The organism is Rhizobium sp. GW821-FHT14E12 (genome assembly GCF_058803745.1).
The window spans coordinates 142,000-160,768 of the sequence record NZ_JBXAPH010000008.1 but is presented as its reverse complement, the minus strand read 5'-3'; the positions used below and the strand labels follow the sequence as shown (position 1 = coordinate 160,768).

At 61.0% G+C, this 18,769-nt stretch carries 16 protein-coding genes; 12 read left to right on the top strand and 4 right to left on the bottom strand.

The genetic code is table 11. The features are described from left to right. The first annotated feature begins 101 nt into the window (after positions 1-101). Positions 102-1,778, top strand: a complete 1,677-nt coding sequence (locus AC1RO0_RS24845) for a GumC family protein (RefSeq protein ID WP_498595251.1) — start codon at positions 102-104, stop codon at positions 1,776-1,778. A 215-nt stretch (positions 1,779-1,993) separates the two neighbouring features. Further along, entirely contained in the window at positions 1,994-3,982 is a 1,989-nt protein-coding gene (locus AC1RO0_RS24840) for a polysaccharide biosynthesis protein (RefSeq protein WP_498595250.1), read from the top strand. A gap of 22 nt (positions 3,983-4,004) precedes the next feature. Here the strand turns inward: AC1RO0_RS24840 and AC1RO0_RS24835 are convergent, their stop codons facing one another. Then, positions 4,005-4,901: a glycosyltransferase family 25 protein gene (locus tag AC1RO0_RS24835; protein ID WP_498595249.1), complete on the bottom strand. Its 897-nt coding sequence runs from the start codon at positions 4,899-4,901 to the stop codon at positions 4,005-4,007. A 293-nt stretch (positions 4,902-5,194) separates the two neighbouring features. Between AC1RO0_RS24835 and AC1RO0_RS24830 the strand changes: the two genes are divergently transcribed. From AC1RO0_RS24830 to AC1RO0_RS24805, 6 genes are all read left to right on the top strand, one after another. Beyond that, positions 5,195-5,527, top strand: coding sequence for a hypothetical protein (locus AC1RO0_RS24830; protein WP_498595248.1), 333 nt, complete (start codon positions 5,195-5,197; stop codon positions 5,525-5,527). A 194-nt stretch (positions 5,528-5,721) separates the two neighbouring features. Next, positions 5,722-6,882: a Gfo/Idh/MocA family protein gene (locus tag AC1RO0_RS24825; protein WP_498595247.1), complete on the top strand. Its 1,161-nt coding sequence runs from the start codon at positions 5,722-5,724 to the stop codon at positions 6,880-6,882. Positions 6,883-6,895: 13 nt separating this feature from the next. Then, complete coding sequence (locus AC1RO0_RS24820) at positions 6,896-7,780, top strand: carbohydrate ABC transporter permease (protein ID WP_371109822.1); 885 nt, start codon at positions 6,896-6,898, stop codon at positions 7,778-7,780. Further along, the gene (locus AC1RO0_RS24815) at positions 7,777-8,634 is read left to right on the top strand and encodes a carbohydrate ABC transporter permease (protein WP_498595246.1); all 858 of its coding nucleotides are present in this window, start codon (positions 7,777-7,779) and stop codon (positions 8,632-8,634) included. The genes AC1RO0_RS24820 and AC1RO0_RS24815 overlap by 4 nt, the downstream gene beginning before the upstream one ends. A gap of 37 nt (positions 8,635-8,671) precedes the next feature. Continuing rightward, on the top strand, positions 8,672-9,901 hold the full coding sequence (locus AC1RO0_RS24810) for an ABC transporter substrate-binding protein (protein ID WP_353619706.1): 1,230 nt from the start codon (positions 8,672-8,674) through the stop codon (positions 9,899-9,901). A gap of 90 nt (positions 9,902-9,991) precedes the next feature. Then, positions 9,992-11,128: an ABC transporter ATP-binding protein gene (locus AC1RO0_RS24805; RefSeq protein WP_498595245.1), complete on the top strand. Its 1,137-nt coding sequence runs from the start codon at positions 9,992-9,994 to the stop codon at positions 11,126-11,128. 330 nt (positions 11,129-11,458) lie between these two features. On the opposite strand, the gene AC1RO0_RS24800 is transcribed toward AC1RO0_RS24805, so the two are convergent. Genes AC1RO0_RS24800 through AC1RO0_RS24790 form a run of 3 tightly spaced genes read right to left on the bottom strand, consistent with a single transcriptional unit; the run spans position 11,459 to position 14,536 of the window. Further along, the gene (locus tag AC1RO0_RS24800) at positions 11,459-12,562 is read right to left on the bottom strand and encodes a D-TA family PLP-dependent enzyme (protein ID WP_498595244.1); all 1,104 of its coding nucleotides are present in this window, start codon (positions 12,560-12,562) and stop codon (positions 11,459-11,461) included. Between the two features lies 1 nt (position 12,563). After that, the gene (locus AC1RO0_RS24795) at positions 12,564-14,039 is read right to left on the bottom strand and encodes a M81 family metallopeptidase (RefSeq protein ID WP_498595243.1); all 1,476 of its coding nucleotides are present in this window, start codon (positions 14,037-14,039) and stop codon (positions 12,564-12,566) included. A gap of 11 nt (positions 14,040-14,050) precedes the next feature. Next, positions 14,051-14,536 carry a hypothetical protein gene (locus AC1RO0_RS24790; RefSeq protein ID WP_498595242.1) on the bottom strand — a complete coding sequence of 162 codons (486 nt, stop codon included), beginning with the start codon at positions 14,534-14,536 and terminating at the stop codon, positions 14,051-14,053. A gap of 111 nt (positions 14,537-14,647) precedes the next feature. On the opposite strand from AC1RO0_RS24790, the gene AC1RO0_RS24785 reads away from it, so the two are divergent. The 4 genes from AC1RO0_RS24785 to AC1RO0_RS24770 are packed head-to-tail and all read left to right on the top strand — an operon-like array spanning position 14,648 to position 18,675. Further along, positions 14,648-15,037 carry a RidA family protein gene (locus tag AC1RO0_RS24785; protein WP_498595241.1) on the top strand — a complete coding sequence of 130 codons (390 nt, stop codon included), beginning with the start codon at positions 14,648-14,650 and terminating at the stop codon, positions 15,035-15,037. 26 nt (positions 15,038-15,063) lie between these two features. Beyond that, positions 15,064-15,927 carry a MurR/RpiR family transcriptional regulator gene (locus AC1RO0_RS24780; RefSeq protein ID WP_498595240.1) on the top strand — a complete coding sequence of 288 codons (864 nt, stop codon included), beginning with the start codon at positions 15,064-15,066 and terminating at the stop codon, positions 15,925-15,927. A gap of 24 nt (positions 15,928-15,951) precedes the next feature. After that, on the top strand, positions 15,952-16,728 hold the full coding sequence (locus AC1RO0_RS24775) for an SDR family oxidoreductase (RefSeq protein ID WP_498595239.1): 777 nt from the start codon (positions 15,952-15,954) through the stop codon (positions 16,726-16,728). A gap of 27 nt (positions 16,729-16,755) precedes the next feature. Then, positions 16,756-18,675, top strand: coding sequence for a beta-N-acetylhexosaminidase (locus AC1RO0_RS24770; protein ID WP_498595238.1), 1,920 nt, complete (start codon positions 16,756-16,758; stop codon positions 18,673-18,675). Positions 18,676-18,769: the final 94 nt, after the last annotated feature.

Here is an 18,769-nt window from a genome sequence, read left to right as displayed (position 1 = left end):
GACTTCCTGGGAATGTCCTTAATGGTCCGTTAGCCAAACATTTCTAAACTCCCGGCATCTGCTGCGCGGAATCCGTGCGAGCGGGTCCCTGGAAGTCTGGTATGAGTTCATTGGAACGAAACAAGCGATCGAGCCACTTTCCGAGTTGGCGCAGCAACGAGCCGTCCGAAGGGCAGGGCGAAGGCTTGCGCCTGCGCGGCCCGGTGGTACGGCCGCGGGATTTCGTCCATGAGGTCGTCCAGCCCATTGCCGCCGAGCAGCCGATCGATGCCGTAAAGCCAGCAATCCCAGCGCATCCGGAACCGCCGCTTGCGATCGAGCCCAAGCCTGAAGCCGCTTTGCCGCCGGAAGTCCGGCCGACGGTGGCCGCGGCAATCCCGGTTGCCGAGCCGATTGTCGTCGTCGCACCCTCAGCGCCCTTGCCGGCACCCGTTGCCGACACCCCGCTTCTCGACCTGCGCTCCGCCGTCCGTTCGATCTGGGCGAAAAAGCGCCTGGTTCTAGCGCTCGCCGTCGCCGGGGCCGTGCTGGGCGCGGCCGCCATTCCGATGTTGCCGCAGAAATTCACGGCTGAAACCAGCCTCTATTTCGACCCGCGTCAAACCGGCGGCGGTGATTCGTCCCAGTCCCCGCCGATCGCGCCGGAGCTGATCCTGACGATGATCGACAGCCAGACGCAGATCCTGTCCTCCGGCAAGGTGCTTGGCCGGGTGGTCGATGCGCTGAAGCTCGATCAGGATCCGCAATTCAATGGCGGCGCCAGCGGTGACGCGGCGAAATACATGGCGGTGACGGTGCTGGCGAAGGCCGTGCAGATTGCCCGCGAGGCCAGCACCTATGTCGTGTCGCTGAAGGTGACGACACGCGATCCGCAAAAATCGGCCGGGATCGCCAACCAGCTTGTTGCCTCCTTCATCGAGGAGGAAGGCAAGGCGGCCGCGAGCAGCTATCAAACCAGCAATACCGCGCTGGATGGCAGGCTTGAAGATCTGCGCGAGCAGGTGCGCGTTGCCGAAAAGGCGGCCGAGGCCTATCGTGCTGACAACGACATGGTTGCCGTCGGAGGCAACCTGATGTCGGACAAGCGCCTGACCGCGCTCAACGACATGCTGGTGGTGGCGCAGCAAAAGACGATAGAGGCAAAAGCGCGCGCCGATGCCGCCGACAGGCTGAGCTTTACGGACGTCGTGTCCAACGGCCCTTCGGCAACGGCAACCGCCGCTTCCACGCCGCTCAGCAGCCTGCGCCAGCAATATGCGGTGCTTGCCGCCAATGTCGGCAGTCTGCAAAGCCAGCTTGGCGCCCGTCATCCACGCCTGCTTGCCGCCAAATCCTCGCTCGATAGTCTCGCAACCGAGATCCGCAGCGAGTTGCAGCGCCAGACGACCTCGGCTCGCGCCGACTACGATCAGGCGCAGAAGGCCGAGCAGGATATTGCCAAGGAGCTGGCGGTGCAGAAGGCATCGCAGGTCAATACATCAGGCAAGCTGGTCGGTCTCAATGAACTCGAGCGCAAGGCCGCCGCCGCGCGCGACGCGTACCAGGCGGTGCTGAAACGGTCTGGCCAGACGAGCGACGCCCGGGATCTGTCGCAGAGCAATATCCGGGTCATTTCCGAAGCAGAACCGCCGCTGACGGCGGACGGGCCAAGCCGGAAGGTGATGATGGTGGCCGGATTGATTGCCGGCGCCTTGTTCGGCATGGGGCTCGGTATGGCCTTTGCCGTTCTCGTTGGTCTGTTCCGGCATCCGGTCATCCGCGGATATCTCGGAAAGTAATATTGTCGCCATCTTTTACGTTAGATGTCTGCTTCAAGATCACGGATGCAATTGCGTGCGCGCTGTTCTAAAAGTGAATGGACGCAGAGAATATTTGTATTTTGCTAATGGAAGCATGAAGACAATCAGGCTGTGTCGTGCAATACATGATGGTGCAATTTATGCGAGAGAAGCGGCATGCTGGTCCGTCGACCGGCGCCTGGGGAAATTGACCGATGGTGCCCGCGGATAAGCTTGTCCTGCCGTTCCTGGCGCTGCCGCGCTCGACCAAGCGCGCGCTGGCGCTGCTTGTCGATGCCAGCCTGTGCGTGCTGACGGTCTGGTTTGCCTATTGTCTCCGTCTGGACGACTGGGTGATTCTCGAGGGCGTCGAATGGCTGCCCGCCATCGTTTCGCTGCTCGTCGCCATCCCGATCTTCATCGTCCTTGGCCTCTATCGCGCTATTTTCCGCTACGCCGGCATGTCGGCCTTCATGACCGTGGTCAAGGCGGTGGCGATCTATGCGCTCGCCTTCATGACCATTTTCACGGCGATCAGCGTGCCCGGCGTGCCGCGCACCGTCGGCATTCTACAGCCGCTGCTGCTGCTCATCGCCATCGGCCTGTCGCGCATGTGGACACGCTACTGGCTTGGCAACGCCTATCAGCGGCTCTTGAACCGTAACCAGCTCGGAAAGGTGCTGATCTACGGCGCCGGCGCTTCCGGCCGCCAGCTTTCCGGCGCGCTTGCCAACAGTGCGGAGCTGAATGTCGTCGGCTACCTCGATGACGACCGGAATCTGCATGGCAGCATCATGGGCGGCCTGCCGATTTACGATCCGACCGATCTGCCGGCGCTGGTGGTTTCCGGCGATATCAAAGGCGTACTGCTTGCGCTGCCGAATGCATCGCGGCAGCGCCGCAACGAAATTCTGGAAAGCATGCGCAAGGCGCGCGTTACCGTGCGTACCATGCCGGACCTGACGGCGCTCGCCCAGGGGCGCGTCGCCGTCTCCGATCTCCGTGAGCTCGATATCGAAGACCTGCTCGGCCGCAACGTCATCGCGCCCGATCGTGCCCTGATCGATAAGAACATTCGTGGCAAGGTCGTGATGGTGACCGGCGCTGGCGGCTCGATCGGCAGCGAACTCTGCCGCCAGATCCTGAAGAACGGCCCTTCCTGCCTGTTGCTGGTGGAGCAGAACGAATTCGGGCTCTACGCCATTCATGGTGAGCTGGAAAAGGCGGCGGCGACGTCTGGAAACAGCGATATTCGCATCATCCCCTTCCTGGCGTCCATTCGTGACGGCCGGCGGCTGAGGCAGATCATGGAGGCCTGGCGGCCGAAGACCGTCTATCACGCCGCCGCCTACAAGCATGTGCCGCTCGTCGAATACAATCCCGTCGAGGGCATCCGCAACAATGTCCTGGGAACGCTGACCACCGCCGAGGTGGCGCGCGACTGCGGTGTCGAGGACTTCGTGCTGATCAGCACCGACAAGGCCGTTCGCCCGACCAATATCATGGGTGCAAGCAAGCGGTTGGCCGAGATGGTGCTGCAGGCGATGGATGCCGACCGCAAGCCTGGTGCCGCCGGCACCAATTTTGCCATGGTCCGCTTCGGCAACGTGCTCGGTTCGTCCGGCTCCGTCGTGCCGCTTTTCCGCCAGCAGATCCGCGACGGTGGCCCGATCACGCTGACGCATCCCGATATTACCCGCTATTTCATGACCATCCCCGAGGCATCGCAGCTTGTTATCCAGGCCGGCGCCATGTCCGCCGGCGGCGACGTCTTCCTGCTCGACATGGGCGAACCGGTACGTATCGCCGATCTCGCGCGCCGCATGGTGGAATTGTCCGGCCTGACGGTCAGGGATGAGGACGAGCCGGAGGGCGATATCGAACTGGAGATCACCGGCTTGAGGCCGGGCGAGAAACTCTACGAAGAGCTGCTGATCGGCGACAATCCACAGTCGACGAGCCATCCGCGCATCATGCGGGCCAAGGAGGATTTCCTGCCCTGGCCGGAACTGTCGAAGAAGCTTGCAGCACTTCAGGCGGCGCTTGACGAAAACGACGTGCCGCTGGCAAGGGGCTTGTTGCAGAATCTGGTGTCCGGCTATGCGCCGAGCGGTGACGTGGTCGATCTCGTCTTCAGCGAGCGTGATATGGATTTGCCCCCCGACGAGCCGAATTTCGACAACGTCGTACGGCTGCTGCCCTAGGGCAGCATGTCAACGCTCCACTCTATTGTCCTGACGCAATTCCGGACGAAAAACCGCTAGGCACCTTTCCTGGAATTGCCCTAGGTTCGGTATTTTCCAGGGTCGGTTCCGGCTTGGCCTTCACGGTATAATGCCAGCGATGAAGCTGATCGCAGGCGCGGAACCAATATGCTGTTGCCCGCAACAGAAAATGCCGCTTCACGGCGCGGTAGTGCACGCGCTTGCCGATCGTCGTATCAGAACGATGCGGGCTGAAATCCGCCAGGTTTTCGAGAGTGGCGAAGGTTTCGACCCCGGTTGACCAGCCACGCTCGAGCGCGACGTCATAGGGCAGAAGCATCGGCTTCAGTGTGACCAGCAATCTCTTTGCCGCGGACCGATTGACGATATAGCATGCAGCCGATCCTTGCGGCCCGTGCATACAGCGGCCGAGGACATCGTTTTCCGCGGTTTCCGACAGCGGCTTGAACCCGACCAGCCGGTGATTGACGAGCTTGACCAGGCGCGCGCCGCAAACGCTGTTCATGGCCGACAGCGCGCGCGGGATCAGCCTTTCGTTGAGCTCGACATCATCCTCCATGATGATCGCCATCTTGTCGCCGCTGTCGATGAATTGCTGAAGAGCAAGCAGATGGCTGCGGTAGCAGCCATATTCGCCGGCCAGCAGCTTGCGTCCATTGTGATAGACGAATTGCTGCGGCTGGAAATCGATGCGGTCGTCTTCCGGAATCGTGGCTCCGTCAATCGCTGCGACCCGAATGACATTCAGGCCATATCGAGTGGCCTGCCCACACAATCTTTCCCAGCGCTCGCGAGAGCGATCGAGATTGATGACATAGATACAGATCTGTGGTGCCAGACTGTCTGCGCCGGGTGCTTGCGTGTCTTCGATGATCCGATTGGCCTGTTCGAGAATCACCTTTACTCCCACAAGTAGAAATCTTGACAATGATAAACTATAGCGACACCCCTGTTAATATATAACAAGCTTCTTACTTTTCTCAAACTCGGTTTGTATGGCAATTGCCCATGTTCAGGTAAAAGCATTCTCACCGCCGTAACTTACCGTGAACAGCGCCGTCGTTCACGTATGTGTTCCCGAGGCCGATTTTCCCGGGTTGCCCGTTGGCGCACTGCGCGTGCGATATTATATTCAGGCTATGCGACACAGCCATCGCCGTGCTCGCGCTTGCGGAAGGATTGTAGGACGCCATGTGGATCAGATCGAAAATCGTCATTGCTGCTTTGCTCCTAGCAAGCGCCATGCCGGTTGCAGCACTTGCCGATGATCCGCTGCTTCCCAAGCCCCATGTCCGTCCTGTCTATCCTTACAAGGACCTGCCTGGGGTGACCGCACCGAAGATGGCCGTGGACGAAAAATTCCAATGCCGCACGACCACTGTGAGCACCTATGGTTTACACGGTGGACTTTTCTATGACGACCTGCCGCGTCTCGGTTACGTCTGCGAGCAGAATGGCGTGATCTCCGTGGGTACAAGAAAGCCTAACTATCAATATTGGCAGTACAACGGCCCGGACAGATAACGGTTCCGCCTTGCTGAAATAATCGGCACAAGCATCAAATCCGACGCAATCGGCCGCCTATCGTCTGCGCAGGTTCATGCGTCAATCTGAAAATAAATTTCACCTTTTCCAGTATTTTACCGAAGCGCGTTGACGAATGCGAAAATTTGTCCCAAGTTGACGAAAATAAATTACGTCGTGGGAACGATACGAGTATGCGAGTGGGAATTATCGGGCTCGGATTCCGTCTGGGATATCTGGGCTATGTTTTCAAGGCGATCGACGAGAATTTCGAGATCGCGGGCTATGTCGATCCGGCGCCTGCGGGCCTTCCCGGCTTGATCGAACAGGGCATTTCGGCTGGCAAGGCCTATGCCACTCCCCAGGAATTGATTGCCAACGAAAAACTCGATTTGCTGATGATCGGTTCGCCGAACCATATGCATCTCGATCACATTCGCATTGGCCTTGAGGCCGGTCTGAAGATTTTCTCCGAGAAGCCGGTTGTCACCACCATCGAGCAGAGCATCGAGCTCGCCCGCCTGATGGCGAAATTCGGCCATGAGCAGCTCAATGTCGGTCTCGTGCTGCGTTATGCGCCGATGTATCGCGACCTCCGGGTCGCACAGGCCGAAGGAAAGCTCGGCAACATCGTTTCGATCGAGGCGTCCGAGCATATCGAGCCCTATCATGGCGCCTTCTTCATGCGCGACTGGCGCCGCTACGAGCATTACTCCGGCAGCTTCATGCTGGAGAAGTGCTGCCACGACCTCGATCTCTATAATGGCGTGATCGGAGCGCGGCCGGAGCGCGTCGCCAGTTTCGGCGGCCGCAAGAGCTTCATCCCGGAAAACGATCCCGCCAAGGAAGGGATCAACGATCTCGAAATGTTCCATCGCAAGCCGAGCGGCTGGATGGGGTCCGACAAGGTTTTCGACAGCGATGGCGACATCATCGATTACCAGGTGGCGATCGTCGAATATGCCAACGGTGTTGGCATGAATTTCCATACCAACATCAACGTCCCGGACCAGTTCCGTCGCTTCGCCATCATGGGATCGCGCGGCATGGCCGAGGGCGATTTCATTCGCGGCTATTTCAACGTCCATGAAATGCTCACCGGCAACAAGGTGATCGAGAAGACATATGCGACACGGACGACGCTGTCCCAGCATTACGGCGCCGACGAACAGATGGCCGCCGACATCATGGCGCATGTGAGGTCCGGTCTGCATTTGCCGGTCTCGACCCTGAATGCGCTGGAAGCCGGAATTCTGGCGCTGTCCATGGACGAGGCACGCATGAAGAAGACGGTCGTGGACCTGCGCCCGATCTGGGACAGGTTCGACGAAGCGCTGCATTCTCGAGCTGCATAGAGAGGGGCGCAAGATGGGTGTTCAACGCAGCACGGTCATCTTCGCCTGGCTCCTGCTCCTTCCGGCTGTCCTCTATGTTCTCGTCATCGTCGCCTATCCGCTGGTCGACACCGTCATCCTGTCCTTCACCGATGCTTCGCTGAAGAAGGTGACGAACTGGGTCGGCTTTGAGAATTACGCGAAGATCTTCAACGATACTTTCGCTTCGGTGATCGTCCGGACCTTCATCTGGACCTTCTTTTCCGTGTCGATCAAGATGATCATCGGCACTTGTGGCGCGATGCTTTTGAACGCGGCGGTTCCCGGCCGGGCGTTGTTCCGGGTGCTGACCATGCCGCCCTGGGTCGTGCCGATGGCGATCGGCATCTTCATGTGGGGCTGGATGTATAACGGCCAGTTCGGGATGATTTCCGGCCTGTTGCAGCGCTTTGGCCTCGTCGACAGCCCGGTTGCCTTTCTGGCCTATGGCAGCACGGCGTTTTGGGCAACGATCATCACGGACGTCTGGATCGGCGTGCCCATGGTGACGCTATACATGCTGGCGGCCATGCAGGCGATCCCGCAGGATCTCCATGAGGCCGCCTGGACGGACGGTGCCGGTCGCTTCTATCGTCTCCGCCGCATCACACTGCCGCTCATGGTGCCGTCGATGGTCACCATGTCGATGCTGTCGCTGATCTCGACCTTCAATTCCTTCGACATCATCTGGATCTTGACGCGCGGCGGCCCGAATGGCGAGACGACGACGATGATCATCGACACCTATCGCACGGCGATCGGCTCGTACAAATATGGGGAAGGCTCGGCCCGTGCAGTTCTGATCTGCATCTTCCTGTCGCTCTTCTGCCTCGCCTATTTCCGCCTGACCAGCCGCTTTTCAGCAGGAGCCAAGCGATGAGCCAGCCGATGATGATCAATCGCTACAAATGGTATGAACTGATCGGCATCTATGCCGGCATCCTGCTGTTCCTCACCTTCGTTCTCGCCCCCTTCGTCGAGGGCTTTCTGGTGTCGCTGAAGCCGCTCAGCCAGCTTTTTTCGTCGCCCTACCGCTTCATTCCCGAAAATGGGTCGTTTGAGGCCTATCGGACGATGTGGACCAGCGTGCCGGGCTTCGGCTGGTATATTTTCAATTCCTTCCTGATATCCGGCACGATCACCATTATCGTGCTGGTGCTTGCGGTGCCGGCGGCCTATGCCTTCGCTCGCTTCGAGTTCAGGGGCTCCGGTCTGCTGCTCGGCGCTTTTCTTGCCGTCAAGATGTTCTCGGGCGCCGTCCTCCTGATCCCGCTATTCCGGCTCATGCGTTCCTTCGGCGTGCTCAACACCTATTTCGCCATGATCGTGCCGGGCGTGGCTTTCATCATCCCGACCGGAATCTGGCTGCTGCACACTTATATGCGGCGCATCCCAAGGGAGCTCGACGAGGCTGCCTATGTCGACGGCGCGAGCCAGCTCTATACGCTGCGCCGCGTCATCCTGCCGATCGCCATGCCGGGGATCGTCGTGGTGGCGATTTCCTCCTTCATCGAGGCCTACGCGCAGCAGTTCATCTATGCGCTCACTTTCAATTCGAAGACTGAATACATGCCGTTGCCGGTTGGCTTGTTTGCCTATTTCGGCCGGCAGGAGGTCGTCTGGAACGAACTCATGGCTGCAAGCTTCGTCGGCATCGCGCCGGCGCTGGTCGTGATCTTCTTCCTGCAACGCTATCTCGTCAGCGGTCTGACCGCTGGCGCGGTAAAGCAATAAGCTAGACAATAACCACTAGAAAAAGGGGAGCTTAAACGTGACAATCCATATCAAAACAGGGCTGTTTGCCCTCGCTTTGCTCGGCTCCACAGCGCTTGGCGCTGTGACCGTTCAGGCCGCCGACAAGGAGATCAGCTGGATCTATTGCGGCGACAGCATCGATCCGATCCATGTGAAATATATCAAGCAATGGGAAGACAAGAATCCGGGCTGGGCGGTCAAGCCGGAAGTCGTCGGCTGGGAACAGTGCCAGGACAAGGCGACGACGCTGGCCGCCGCCGGCACGCCGGTCGCCATGGCCTATGTCGGCTCGCGCACGCTCAAGCAGTTCGCCGAGAACGATCTTATCGTCCCGGTCCCGATGACGGATGCGGAGCAGAAGACCTACTATCCGGGTATTGTCGGCACCGTGACCTTCGATGGGCAGCAGTGGGGCGTACCGATCGCCTTCTCCACCAAGGCGCTCTATTGGAACAAGGATCTGTTCAAGCAGGCTGGTCTCGATCCAGAAAAGCCGCCGACCACCTGGGCTGAGGAAATCGCTGATGCCAAGGTGATCAAGGAGAAGACCGGTGTCCCGGGATATGGCCTGTCGGCAAAGACCTTCGACAACACCATGCACCAGTTCCTTCACTGGGTTTACAGCAACAATGGCAAGGTGATCGACGGCGACAAGATCGTGCTCGACAGCCCTGAAGTGCTGGCCGCCCTTCAGGCCTATAAGGACATCACGCCTTACTCCGTCGAGGGCGCGACTGCTTACGAGCAGAACGAAATGCGCGCCATCTTCCTGGATGGCAAGGTGGGCATGCTCCAGGCGGGTTCGGGCGCTGCCTATCGCCTGAAGGAAACGAAGATCAACTGGGGTGTCGCACCCTTGCCGCTCGGCCCGTCGGCCAAGGGCCATGGCACGCTGCTCATCACCGACAGCCTTGCCGTCTTCAAGGGCTCGGGCGTCGAGGACAAGGCGATCGAATTTGCCAAGTTCATCACCTCTCCCGGTCCACAGGGCGAGTATGAGCTGCAGGGTGGTGCCGGCCTCACGCCGCTGCGTCCGTCTCCGCAGGTCGACGAATTCGAGAAGAAGGATCCCTTCTGGAAGCCGTTCATCGACGGCATCAGCTACGGTGGTCCAGAGCCCTTGTTCAAGGACTATAAGGGCTTCCAGAACGTGATGATCGAGATGGTCCAGTCGGTTGTCACCGGCAAGGCCGAGCCGGCGGTTGCCTTGAAAAAGGCGGCGGCTGATCTCGAGCAGTATAAGTAAACCTTGCAGATCGTCGGGCCGCGCGCGCGCAATTGCTCGCGGCCTTTCGAGCCCTGCCCGCCCTATGGCGGCGCCGTGCGGAGACAGAGTTTGGGACAGCTTCACCTTAACCAGGTCAAGAAATTTTACGGTCATTTCGAAGTCATCAAGGGCGTCGAGCTCGACGTGACGGATGGCGAATTCATCGTCTTCGTCGGTCCGTCCGGCTGCGGCAAGTCGACCCTGCTGCGCATGATCGCCGGCCTCGACGATGTCACCAGCGGCGACATCATGATCAACGGCCAGCGCGTCAACGACCTGCCGCCGGTCAAGCGTGGCATCGCCATGGTGTTCCAATCCTATGCGCTCTATCCGCATATGACGGTGTTCGAGAACATTGCCTTTCCGCTGCGCGTCGAAAAGATGCCGGAAAACAAGCTCAAGGCCCGCGTCGAGCACGCCGCCCGCATCCTGCATCTTGACCAGCGCCTGCAGCAGAAGCCGGGCATGCTGTCGGGCGGCCAGCGCCAGCGCGTCGCTATCGGCCGGGCGATCGTCCGCGAGCCGAAAATCTTCCTGTTTGACGAGCCGCTGTCGAACCTCGATGCGGCGCTGCGCGCCGACATGCGTATCGAACTTGCCAAGCTGCACCGTCAATTGCAGGCAACGATGATCTACGTGACCCACGACCAGGTCGAAGCGATGACCATGGCCGACCGGATCGTCGTCCTCAATGCCGGCGAAATCGCCCAGACCGGCGAGCCGCTGGAGCTATATCATAAGCCGGCAAACAAATTCGTCGCCGGGTTCATAGGTAATCCCAAGATGAACTTCCTGCCCGTCACCTGCAAAGGTGTCGGCGAGGCGGGCATCGAGGTCGATTACAAGGGCCAGACGGCACTGATGCCGGTTGCGCCGCGCGACGGTGTGGTCGGCAAGGAGCTGACGCTCGGTATCCGGCCGGAGCACATTCAGCTTGGCGACGGCGACATCTCCCTGACGATCATGCCGTCTGTGATCGAACGTCTCGGCGCGCAGACGGTCGCCTATGCGGCGCTGGAAGCGGATAGCGGCGAGAATTTCTGCGCCACGCTGTCCGGCAGCATCGCCATCCGCCCGGAGGTGCCGCTCAAGACCGGCATTCGCACCGCCGATTGCCATCTTTTCGATGAAGACGGCGTGGCTTTCGAGCGCCGCGTCGAATTGACCGATATCGATATGGGATTGTTGAATCCGGTCGCCTCTTGACCAGGAAGCGGTAAGCCAGGGGCCATCCCCGTCCTTCGAGGCTACAGCCTTCGGCCTCCGCGTCTCAGGATGAGGACGGAGTTGGCCTCTCGACGTGGCTCAAGATCAATTTGCCACTGTGACGAGGCACAGCCGACCGGCACTCATTCCACGGAACTACTGCCTCGACGTCCGCCCTTCGGGATAAGGATGGAGCTGATTGCCGATGTCGCTCGAGCACCTCCCGAGAGGGTTCTTTAGCGCAGCACGAGGATCAGCCCTCACCCTGAGGCGGGAGCGCAAGCGACCCTCGAAGGGCGAGGGCGGATGAGACTCTCCTAGAGAAAATCCCTACCAGACCAGCCCGCGCGCCGCGACGTCTTCGACGCGGGTAACGATGCCGTCGCGGTGGAAGACCATGCTGTCGAACAGGTTGGACACCACGCAGGTATGGTTGGGAATGATGCGGACCTTGTCGCCGATCTCGGGACGCGGGCCGGTGCATTTCGAAAGGTCGATCACCCCATGCTCTTCCGAGAGGCCGCTGATGACGGCCTCGGGATAGCCGACGACGACGCCGTGGTCCGAAAAGCCGAGGAGATCGGAGGTCAGCGCCTTCGAGCCGGCATCGATGACGGCGCGGTCGGGCGTGGGGCGCGAGACGACGGTCGCGAGGATATGCATGGCGCAATCCTCCTCGCGGCAATGGCCGGCGCGCACCATGGAGCGGTCGTTGTAGATATAGGTACCGGCGCGGTGCTCGGTGGCCGCCGGAACCAAATGGGCGTCGAAAAGGCTCGGCGAGCCGCCATTGCTGACGATGGCGCATTCAATGCCGTCGCGCTTCAGAAGCGAGATGGTCTCGGCCAGAAAGGCCTGGGTGGCGGCGGCACTGTTCGGCTTCGGATAGTTCATCAGCCCGCCAAAGACCAGGCCCGGCTTGCCGGCGATGTGCTTTGCAAGTGCTGCGGCCGCCTCCGGTGTTTGCACACCGCAGCGCCCGCCGCCCGTATCGCATTCCACCAGCACCGTCAGTGGCTTGCGCGTCGCGAACCACGCCGAAAGTCCGTCGACGGTGTATTGGCTGTCGGCCACCACCTTCAGCCCGGCGATGCGGTCGTTGAGCACCGATAGGCGGGCAAGCTTTTCAGGCCCGATGATATTGTAGGTGATGAGGATGTCCTCGAAGCCGGCATCGGCGAAGACTTCAGCCTCGGTGATCTTCTGGCAATTGATCCCCTTGGCGCCTGCCGCCACCTGGGCGCTCGCCAGCGCCGGGATTTTGTGGGTCTTGATATGCGGCCGGAAGTTCAGCCCGTTTGCGTCCATGTAGGACTGCACGCGGGCAATGTTGCCCGCCATGCGGTCCTCGTCGATGATCGGGCGCGGCGTTGAAATATCCTCGATACGATCGCCCGACTTGGGGCTGATTTCCGAGACGATGTCATGTGCCATGTCAGGCAACTCCTTCTTTTGCCGCGTGCGGATCGGCAATCATCGGCCAGATATCCCTGGGCGCGCGGCGATAGGGCGTGCGCGCCGGATTGTTCGGATAGGGCGTTCCGGCCGAGCAGTAAAGGATTTCCGAAGCGATCTTGGAAAAGGACGCATAGAAGTGATTGGTCGACTTGATCACCAGTATCTTCTTCTGCGTGGGGTCGATGCCCATCACCGAGAATAGCGTGGGGTCGAAGCTTTGTGCCCGCGTCGAGTTGAGAATGATGTCGATGCCGTCGAGTTCGATATGGGCCGCATCGCCGAAGGGTGCGAAGCTTTCGCCGAAGCGCATCTCGGCATTGGCGACGAGGCGCACGATCTTGACGATGCCGTCGATCGGTTGGCCGGTGCCCGGCGCCGATTTTGCGCCAAACCGCAGGGGGATCTCCGCGCCTTCGCCGGCGGCCATGCAGATCTGCACCGCCATCGGATCCCAGATCGTGCCGATCGCCGTGTCGCGCGCGCCTCGGTCGAGCAGTTCCTGAAGGACAACGGTGGCGTCCCCCGCCGTGCCGCCGCCGGGATTATCCCAGAGATCGGCGATGACGACCGGCCAGGACGATGCGGCCATGGCCTGGGCCACCGCCTGCTTCTCGTCGATCTGCGGCATGATGAAAGTGCCGCGCTTGGCAAAGAGTTCGAGGCCGAGATCGCGGGCGAGGGCAGAGCCCTTATCCGGCTTATTATCGGTGACGACCAGCAGCTTCGTGCCCATTTCCGCGACATCGCCGGCCATGAAGCCATGGATGACGGAGATCGACAGAATATTCTTGTCGGCCTCTTCCATGGCCATGATCTTATCGACGAAGGAGCGCATCGGCTCGCGCGAGGTCGGGAAGACATCGATCATCCGGCAGTCGAAGACGGACATGATGGGCTTTACGCGGCCCTCCAGCGTGTCGACAGCGATGCGCCAGAGATCCTCGGCGCGATCGACGAAATCCGTATGCGGGAATTCCTTGAAATAAACGAGGAAATCCACCGCCGCGAGGCGTTTTTTCGTCAGATGGCTATGGGGGTCGAGCTCGGCGCAGACCAGGATATCCGGCCCGACGATCTCACGGACGCGGGCGAGGAAATCACCCTCGGTGTCCTCATAACCATCGGCGACCATGGCGCCGTGCAGGCCGAGCACGACACCGTCGACCGGCAGGGCGGCGCGAAGCTGGTCGAGGATTTCGTCGCGCAGATCCTCGTAGGTCCGGCGGTTCACCAGGCCGGCCGGATCGGCCCAGGCGGCGGTGCCCTCGATCAGCTCCCAGCCCTTTTCAGCAGCGACCCTGCGTCCCACAGTGATCGGCGCGGAGCAAAGCGTCGGCGTTTCCGGATGCGTGCCCGGCGGCGCATAGAGGGAAGCCTCGAAGGCGCGCCGGTCGACACAGATCGGAGAAAAGGTGTTCGTTTCGGTCGCGAGCACCGCAGTAAAAATGCGCAACGCTGTCGCCTCTATTCCATGGGATTCGGCAGGTAACCGGTGAAGCCCGAGATCTTCCAGCGGCCCTCATGCAGGCGGCAGTAATAGAGTGTCTGCCATTTCAGCACGTCGACGCCGCCATCGGCCTTCTTCAGGCTGCCATCGAATTTCTTGCGCACCAGCGCCGTCTCGCCTTCGATCTCGATGTCTTCCAGCGTCGTGGTGGTGAAAATGGCGGTGCGCGGGTCCTCGGCGAAAGACTGGTTCGCGAAGTCCTGCGCCTGGCGCAGCCATTCGTCGCGATAGGCTGATAGCGTCGGAAACGCGAGCCGCCATTTGTCCGGGCTGATTTCGCGGCGGCCGTCTATGCCGATAAAGCTCTCCTCGACGAAATCATGCGCCACCAGCGACCAGTCGGCGGCGAGGAAGGCGTCGATGTCGCGCGGCACAAGCATCTCCCAGATTGCATGGCGAGCGGTATCGTCGGTAGGGAAGGGATTTTGGAAAGGATCGCGCATCGGGTCAGCCGTATTTAAATTCTTTTCATAAATTACGATTTTCACTGGCCAAATTCCGCTTTCTATGGTCACTTGTCAACGTATCAAGAAAATAATTTGCAGGAATGGAAAATGCCCATCAAGCGTTATGGCTCCGGCCAGACGGGTGCCGGTGGTAAGCCGTTGCCCTTTGCGCGTGCTGTCGAGGCCAATGGCTGGTTGCATGTCTCCGGCCAGGTCGCCATGGAAAATGGCGAGATCATCGACGGCGGCATCGTCGCCCAGACCCACAAGACGATCGGCAATGTCATCGCCATCCTCCAGGAGGCCGGCTACGGCCTGGAACATGTCGTCCGGGTCGGTGTCTGGCTGGACGATCCGCGCGATTTCGGGAGCTTCAACAAGATCTATCAGGATTATTTCGGCGCCCATCCGCCGGCGCGCGCCTGTGTGCAGGCGTCGATGATGGTGGATTGCAAGGTGGAGATCGATTGCGTCGCCTATAAGACGCCGGACGCTTGATAGACGCCACGACAGGGGAGGGGCCGATGGATATTTTCACGACCATGCAGGAGGAGAGGGCACGGCTTTCGCAATCCGAAAACCGCATCGCCGATATCGTCCTCAACGACTTCGAATTCGCGGTCAACGCCTCCATCATCGAGCTCGCCGGCAAGGCGGATGTCTCGCCGCCGACCGTCACCCGCTTCTGCCGCCGGCTTGGCTGCGACAGCTTTTCCGATTTCAAGGTTCAGCTCGCCCGCACCGCCTATGTCGGCATGCGCTATATCCGGCCCGAGCCGAAGAGCATCGCGCCGGCGGATGTTGCTCAGGACATTATCACCAAGGCGCAGAATGCCCTGTTTCTGCTGCATCGCGGGCTGGATATCCCGGCCATCGAGCAGGCGGCGAACCGGTTGGCGGGTGCCGAGATGATCTATGCCTTCGGCTCCGGTGGCAATTCCTCGATGATCGCCAGCGAGTTGCAGAACCGGCTCTTCCGCCTCGGCCTTCGCGTCACCGCCAGCTCCGATCATAGCATGCAGCTGATGATGGCAGCCGCCGCCAAGCCCGCGGACGTGCTGATCGGCTCGTCCTTCTCCGGCCGCAATGCGGAGCTGGTGCGTGCCTTTACGCTGGCGCGCGAGGCGAAGGTGCCGACGATCGCGCTGACGCAGAACCACAGTCCGGTGGCGCTTGCAGCCGACATCACCGTGCCCGTCGATCTGCCGGAAGGCGACAATATCTATCGGCCGACATCGACGCGCATCGCCTATCTCGCGGTCGTGGACATTCTCGCAAGCCTGGTCGCCTACCGCATCCAGCCGCAGGCGACGGTGACCTTGCGCCGCATCAAGCAGCAGCTCGTTGCCCATCGGGACGGCGACGACCGCCAGCTCCTCGGCGACTAGAGCATATCAAAGGGGAATAGCCATATGAGCAAATCCGTCGCCATCGTCACCGGAGCCGCCGGCGATATCGGCCGCGCCATCGCCCGGCGTCTGGCGGATGACCACGATATCGTCCTGCTTGTCGATATCGACCCCGCCGCCGCTGAAGCGGCCGCGCGCGATCTTGGGCCGGCGGAGCGCTTCGCTGCCCTGAAGGTCGATGTCACCAGCGAGGCCGATACCGCCGGCATGGCAAAGCTTGTGGCCGGGCTGGGCGTGGTCAGGACGCTGGTCAACAATGCGGGTGCCGCGCGCGCTGTCAGCCTGCACGATACGACGCCGGAGATCTGGCGTGCCGACAATGCGCTTAATCTCGAAGCGGCTTTCCTCTGCTTTCGCGCCGTCGAGGACATGCTGAAGGCGTCGAAGGGATCGTTGATCAACATCGCCTCGGTCAACGGCATGGCCGTCTTTGGCCACCCGGCCTACAGCGCTGCCAAGGCCGGGCTTCTGCATTTCACCCGGCTGGTCGCGGTCGAATACGGCAAATTCGGCATTCGCGCCAATGCCGTAGCACCAGGAACGGTACGCACGCAGGCCTGGGAGGCGCGCGCAGCCGCCAATCCCAATGTCTTTGAGGAGGCGCGCCGCTGGTATCCGCTGCAGCGTGTCGTCGATCCCGTCGACGTCGCCAATGCCGTGGGTTTCCTCGCAAGCCCGCTGGCCGCTTCCATCACCGGCATCTGCCTGCCGGTCGATTGCGGCCTGACGGCGGGGCAGGCGGAGCTTGCCCATACATTCTCACAGTCCGACCATTATTGAACGCTCGTTGTTATAAAGGGAACAGACATGCAGCCGGCTTCCTATCATCTCGAACACACCTGGTCTCCCGAAGGCGGGCCGAATGGCCGTTTGACCTTCACGCTGATCAATCTATCGGATGCGCCGCTCGCGGGGTTTAGCATCGTCTATACGTCGCTGACGCGCGTCATCGATACTAAGGCGTGCGAGAATGCCGTCTTCCTGCGACGCAACGCCAATTTCCATGAATTCGCCCCGCCCGCCGGCCTGTCCGTTGCGCCTGGCGACAGCTGGACCTTCAGCGTCAGCGGTTTGCATCGCGTCGCGAAGCACTGCACCGATGGCGCCAAATCCGCCTATCTGACGCTTTCCGACGGCAGCCATGTCGACGTCTCCATCTCTGATCTCCTGCTGGAAGGCCGCGTCAGCGAGCCGCCGCCGGTGCTGCTGCCGGAAGGCAAGCTCGACCTGCCCTTCGCCATCCAGCCCTGGCCGGCCGCGATCGACGTCAAGCCGGGCGAGGACTTTCCGGTCGCGCTCTACCCCGCCAACGGAACGGACGGCGGTAGCCTGAAGGCCGTCGCGGCGGCGCAGGCGCTCTTCCAGCGTCTGTTTCCCGTCAATCACACCCCGTTCAGCCTCATCTCCGTGCCACAGGGCAGGCCCCTGCGCTTCGTCGAACGGGCCGCCCTTGCCAAGGAAGCCTATGAGCTCTCTTTCTCATCCAGCGAGATCGTCCTTGCCTATTCCACTGAGGCCGGCCGCCTCTATGGCCTGACGACGCTGGCGCAGCTTCTGGACGGTGCACGGCGCGAACCGGGCAAGTTCCGTTTTCCGATCGCCGGCACGATCTCCGACCAGCCCCGCTACGGCTGGCGCGGCTGCCATCTCGACGTCTCCCGGCAATTCACGCCCAAGGATGATGTGAAGCGGCTGATCGATATCCTCGCCTGGCTGAAGCTCAACATCTTCCATTGGCACCTGACCGATGACGAGGCCTGGCGGCTGGAGATCAAGGCCTATCCAGGACTGACCTCGACCGGCGTGCTGCGCGGCCCGGACGAGCCTCTGCTGCCGCAGCTCGGCAACGGCGCCGAACCGGTCGGTGGCTTTTATTCGCAGGATGATATCAGGGAGATCGTCGCGCATGCGCTGGCGCTCGGCATCGAGGTCGTGCCGGAAATCGACATTCCCGGCCACAGCACCGCCGCGCTTGTTGCCCTGCCGGATCTGACCGACGGGCAGGAGGCACCGGACAGCTATCATTCCGTTCAGGGCTTCCCCAACAATGCGCTCAACCCGGCCATCGAGCTCACCTATGAATTCCTCGGCAAGGTCTTCGACGAAATGGTCGAGCTGTTCCCCTCCGAATATCTCCATATCGGTGGCGACGAGGTGGCCAACGGTTCCTGGCTCGCTTCGCCGATGGCGCGCAAACTGATGGAGCAGGAAGGCATTTCTGGCACCTTCGCGCTGCAATCCTATTTCCTGAAGCGCGTGAAGGCGATGCTGACCGAGCGCGGCCGCAAGCTCTCCGGCTGGAACGAAGTCGCCCATGGCGGCGGCGTCGGCACGGAAGGCACGCTGCTGATGGCCTGGGAGAAGCCGGAGGTCGGTATCGAGCTGGCGCGCGAGGGCTATGATGTGGTGATGACGCCCGGCCAGGCCTATTATCTCGACATGGTGCAGGCGGAAGCATGGCAGGAACCGGGCGCGAGCTGGGCCGGCACCGTGCCGCCGGCGCATACCTATGCTTATGAGGCCGAGGGCGATTTTCCGGATGAGCTGAAGGATCGGTTGAAGGGCGTGCAGGCCTGCATCTGGCAGGAAAACTTCCTGTCGTGCGCCTATTTCAACCGTCTCGTCTTCCCGCGCCTCCCGGCCATCGCCGAAGCCGCCTGGACGCCCAGGGCGGGCAAGGACTGGCAACGATTCGCCGCCATCGTGCCGCTCAGCCCGAGCCTGTAAGGACGGCTTTCGAAAGCACGGCGCTGCCTGCGACATTGTGGGCAGCGCGCGGTACTGTCACAAAAATGATATGGGATGCATAATAATAGGGTGC

Excerpts from the sequence above, each read along its gene's own strand:
- AC1RO0_RS24840 (WP_498595250.1), top strand. The coding sequence starts at position 1,994 with ATGGTGCCCGCGGATAAGCTTGTCCTGCCGTTCCTGGCGCTGCCGCGC.
- AC1RO0_RS24830 (WP_498595248.1), top strand. The coding sequence starts at position 5,195 with ATGTGGATCAGATCGAAAATCGTCATTGCTGCTTTGCTCCTAGCAAGC.
- AC1RO0_RS24815 (WP_498595246.1), top strand. The coding sequence starts at position 7,777 with ATGAGCCAGCCGATGATGATCAATCGCTACAAATGGTATGAACTGATC.
- AC1RO0_RS24790 (WP_498595242.1), bottom strand. The coding sequence starts at position 14,536 with ATGCGCGATCCTTTCCAAAATCCCTTCCCTACCGACGATACCGCTCGC.
- AC1RO0_RS24820 (WP_371109822.1), top strand. The coding sequence starts at position 6,896 with ATGGGTGTTCAACGCAGCACGGTCATCTTCGCCTGGCTCCTGCTCCTT.
- AC1RO0_RS24825 (WP_498595247.1), top strand. The coding sequence starts at position 5,722 with ATGCGAGTGGGAATTATCGGGCTCGGATTCCGTCTGGGATATCTGGGC.
- AC1RO0_RS24775 (WP_498595239.1), top strand. The coding sequence starts at position 15,952 with ATGAGCAAATCCGTCGCCATCGTCACCGGAGCCGCCGGCGATATCGGC.
- AC1RO0_RS24785 (WP_498595241.1), top strand. The coding sequence starts at position 14,648 with ATGCCCATCAAGCGTTATGGCTCCGGCCAGACGGGTGCCGGTGGTAAG.
- AC1RO0_RS24780 (WP_498595240.1), top strand. The coding sequence starts at position 15,064 with ATGGATATTTTCACGACCATGCAGGAGGAGAGGGCACGGCTTTCGCAA.
- AC1RO0_RS24770 (WP_498595238.1), top strand. The coding sequence starts at position 16,756 with ATGCAGCCGGCTTCCTATCATCTCGAACACACCTGGTCTCCCGAAGGC.
- AC1RO0_RS24800 (WP_498595244.1), bottom strand. The coding sequence starts at position 12,562 with ATGGCACATGACATCGTCTCGGAAATCAGCCCCAAGTCGGGCGATCGT.
- AC1RO0_RS24845 (WP_498595251.1), top strand. The coding sequence starts at position 102 with ATGAGTTCATTGGAACGAAACAAGCGATCGAGCCACTTTCCGAGTTGG.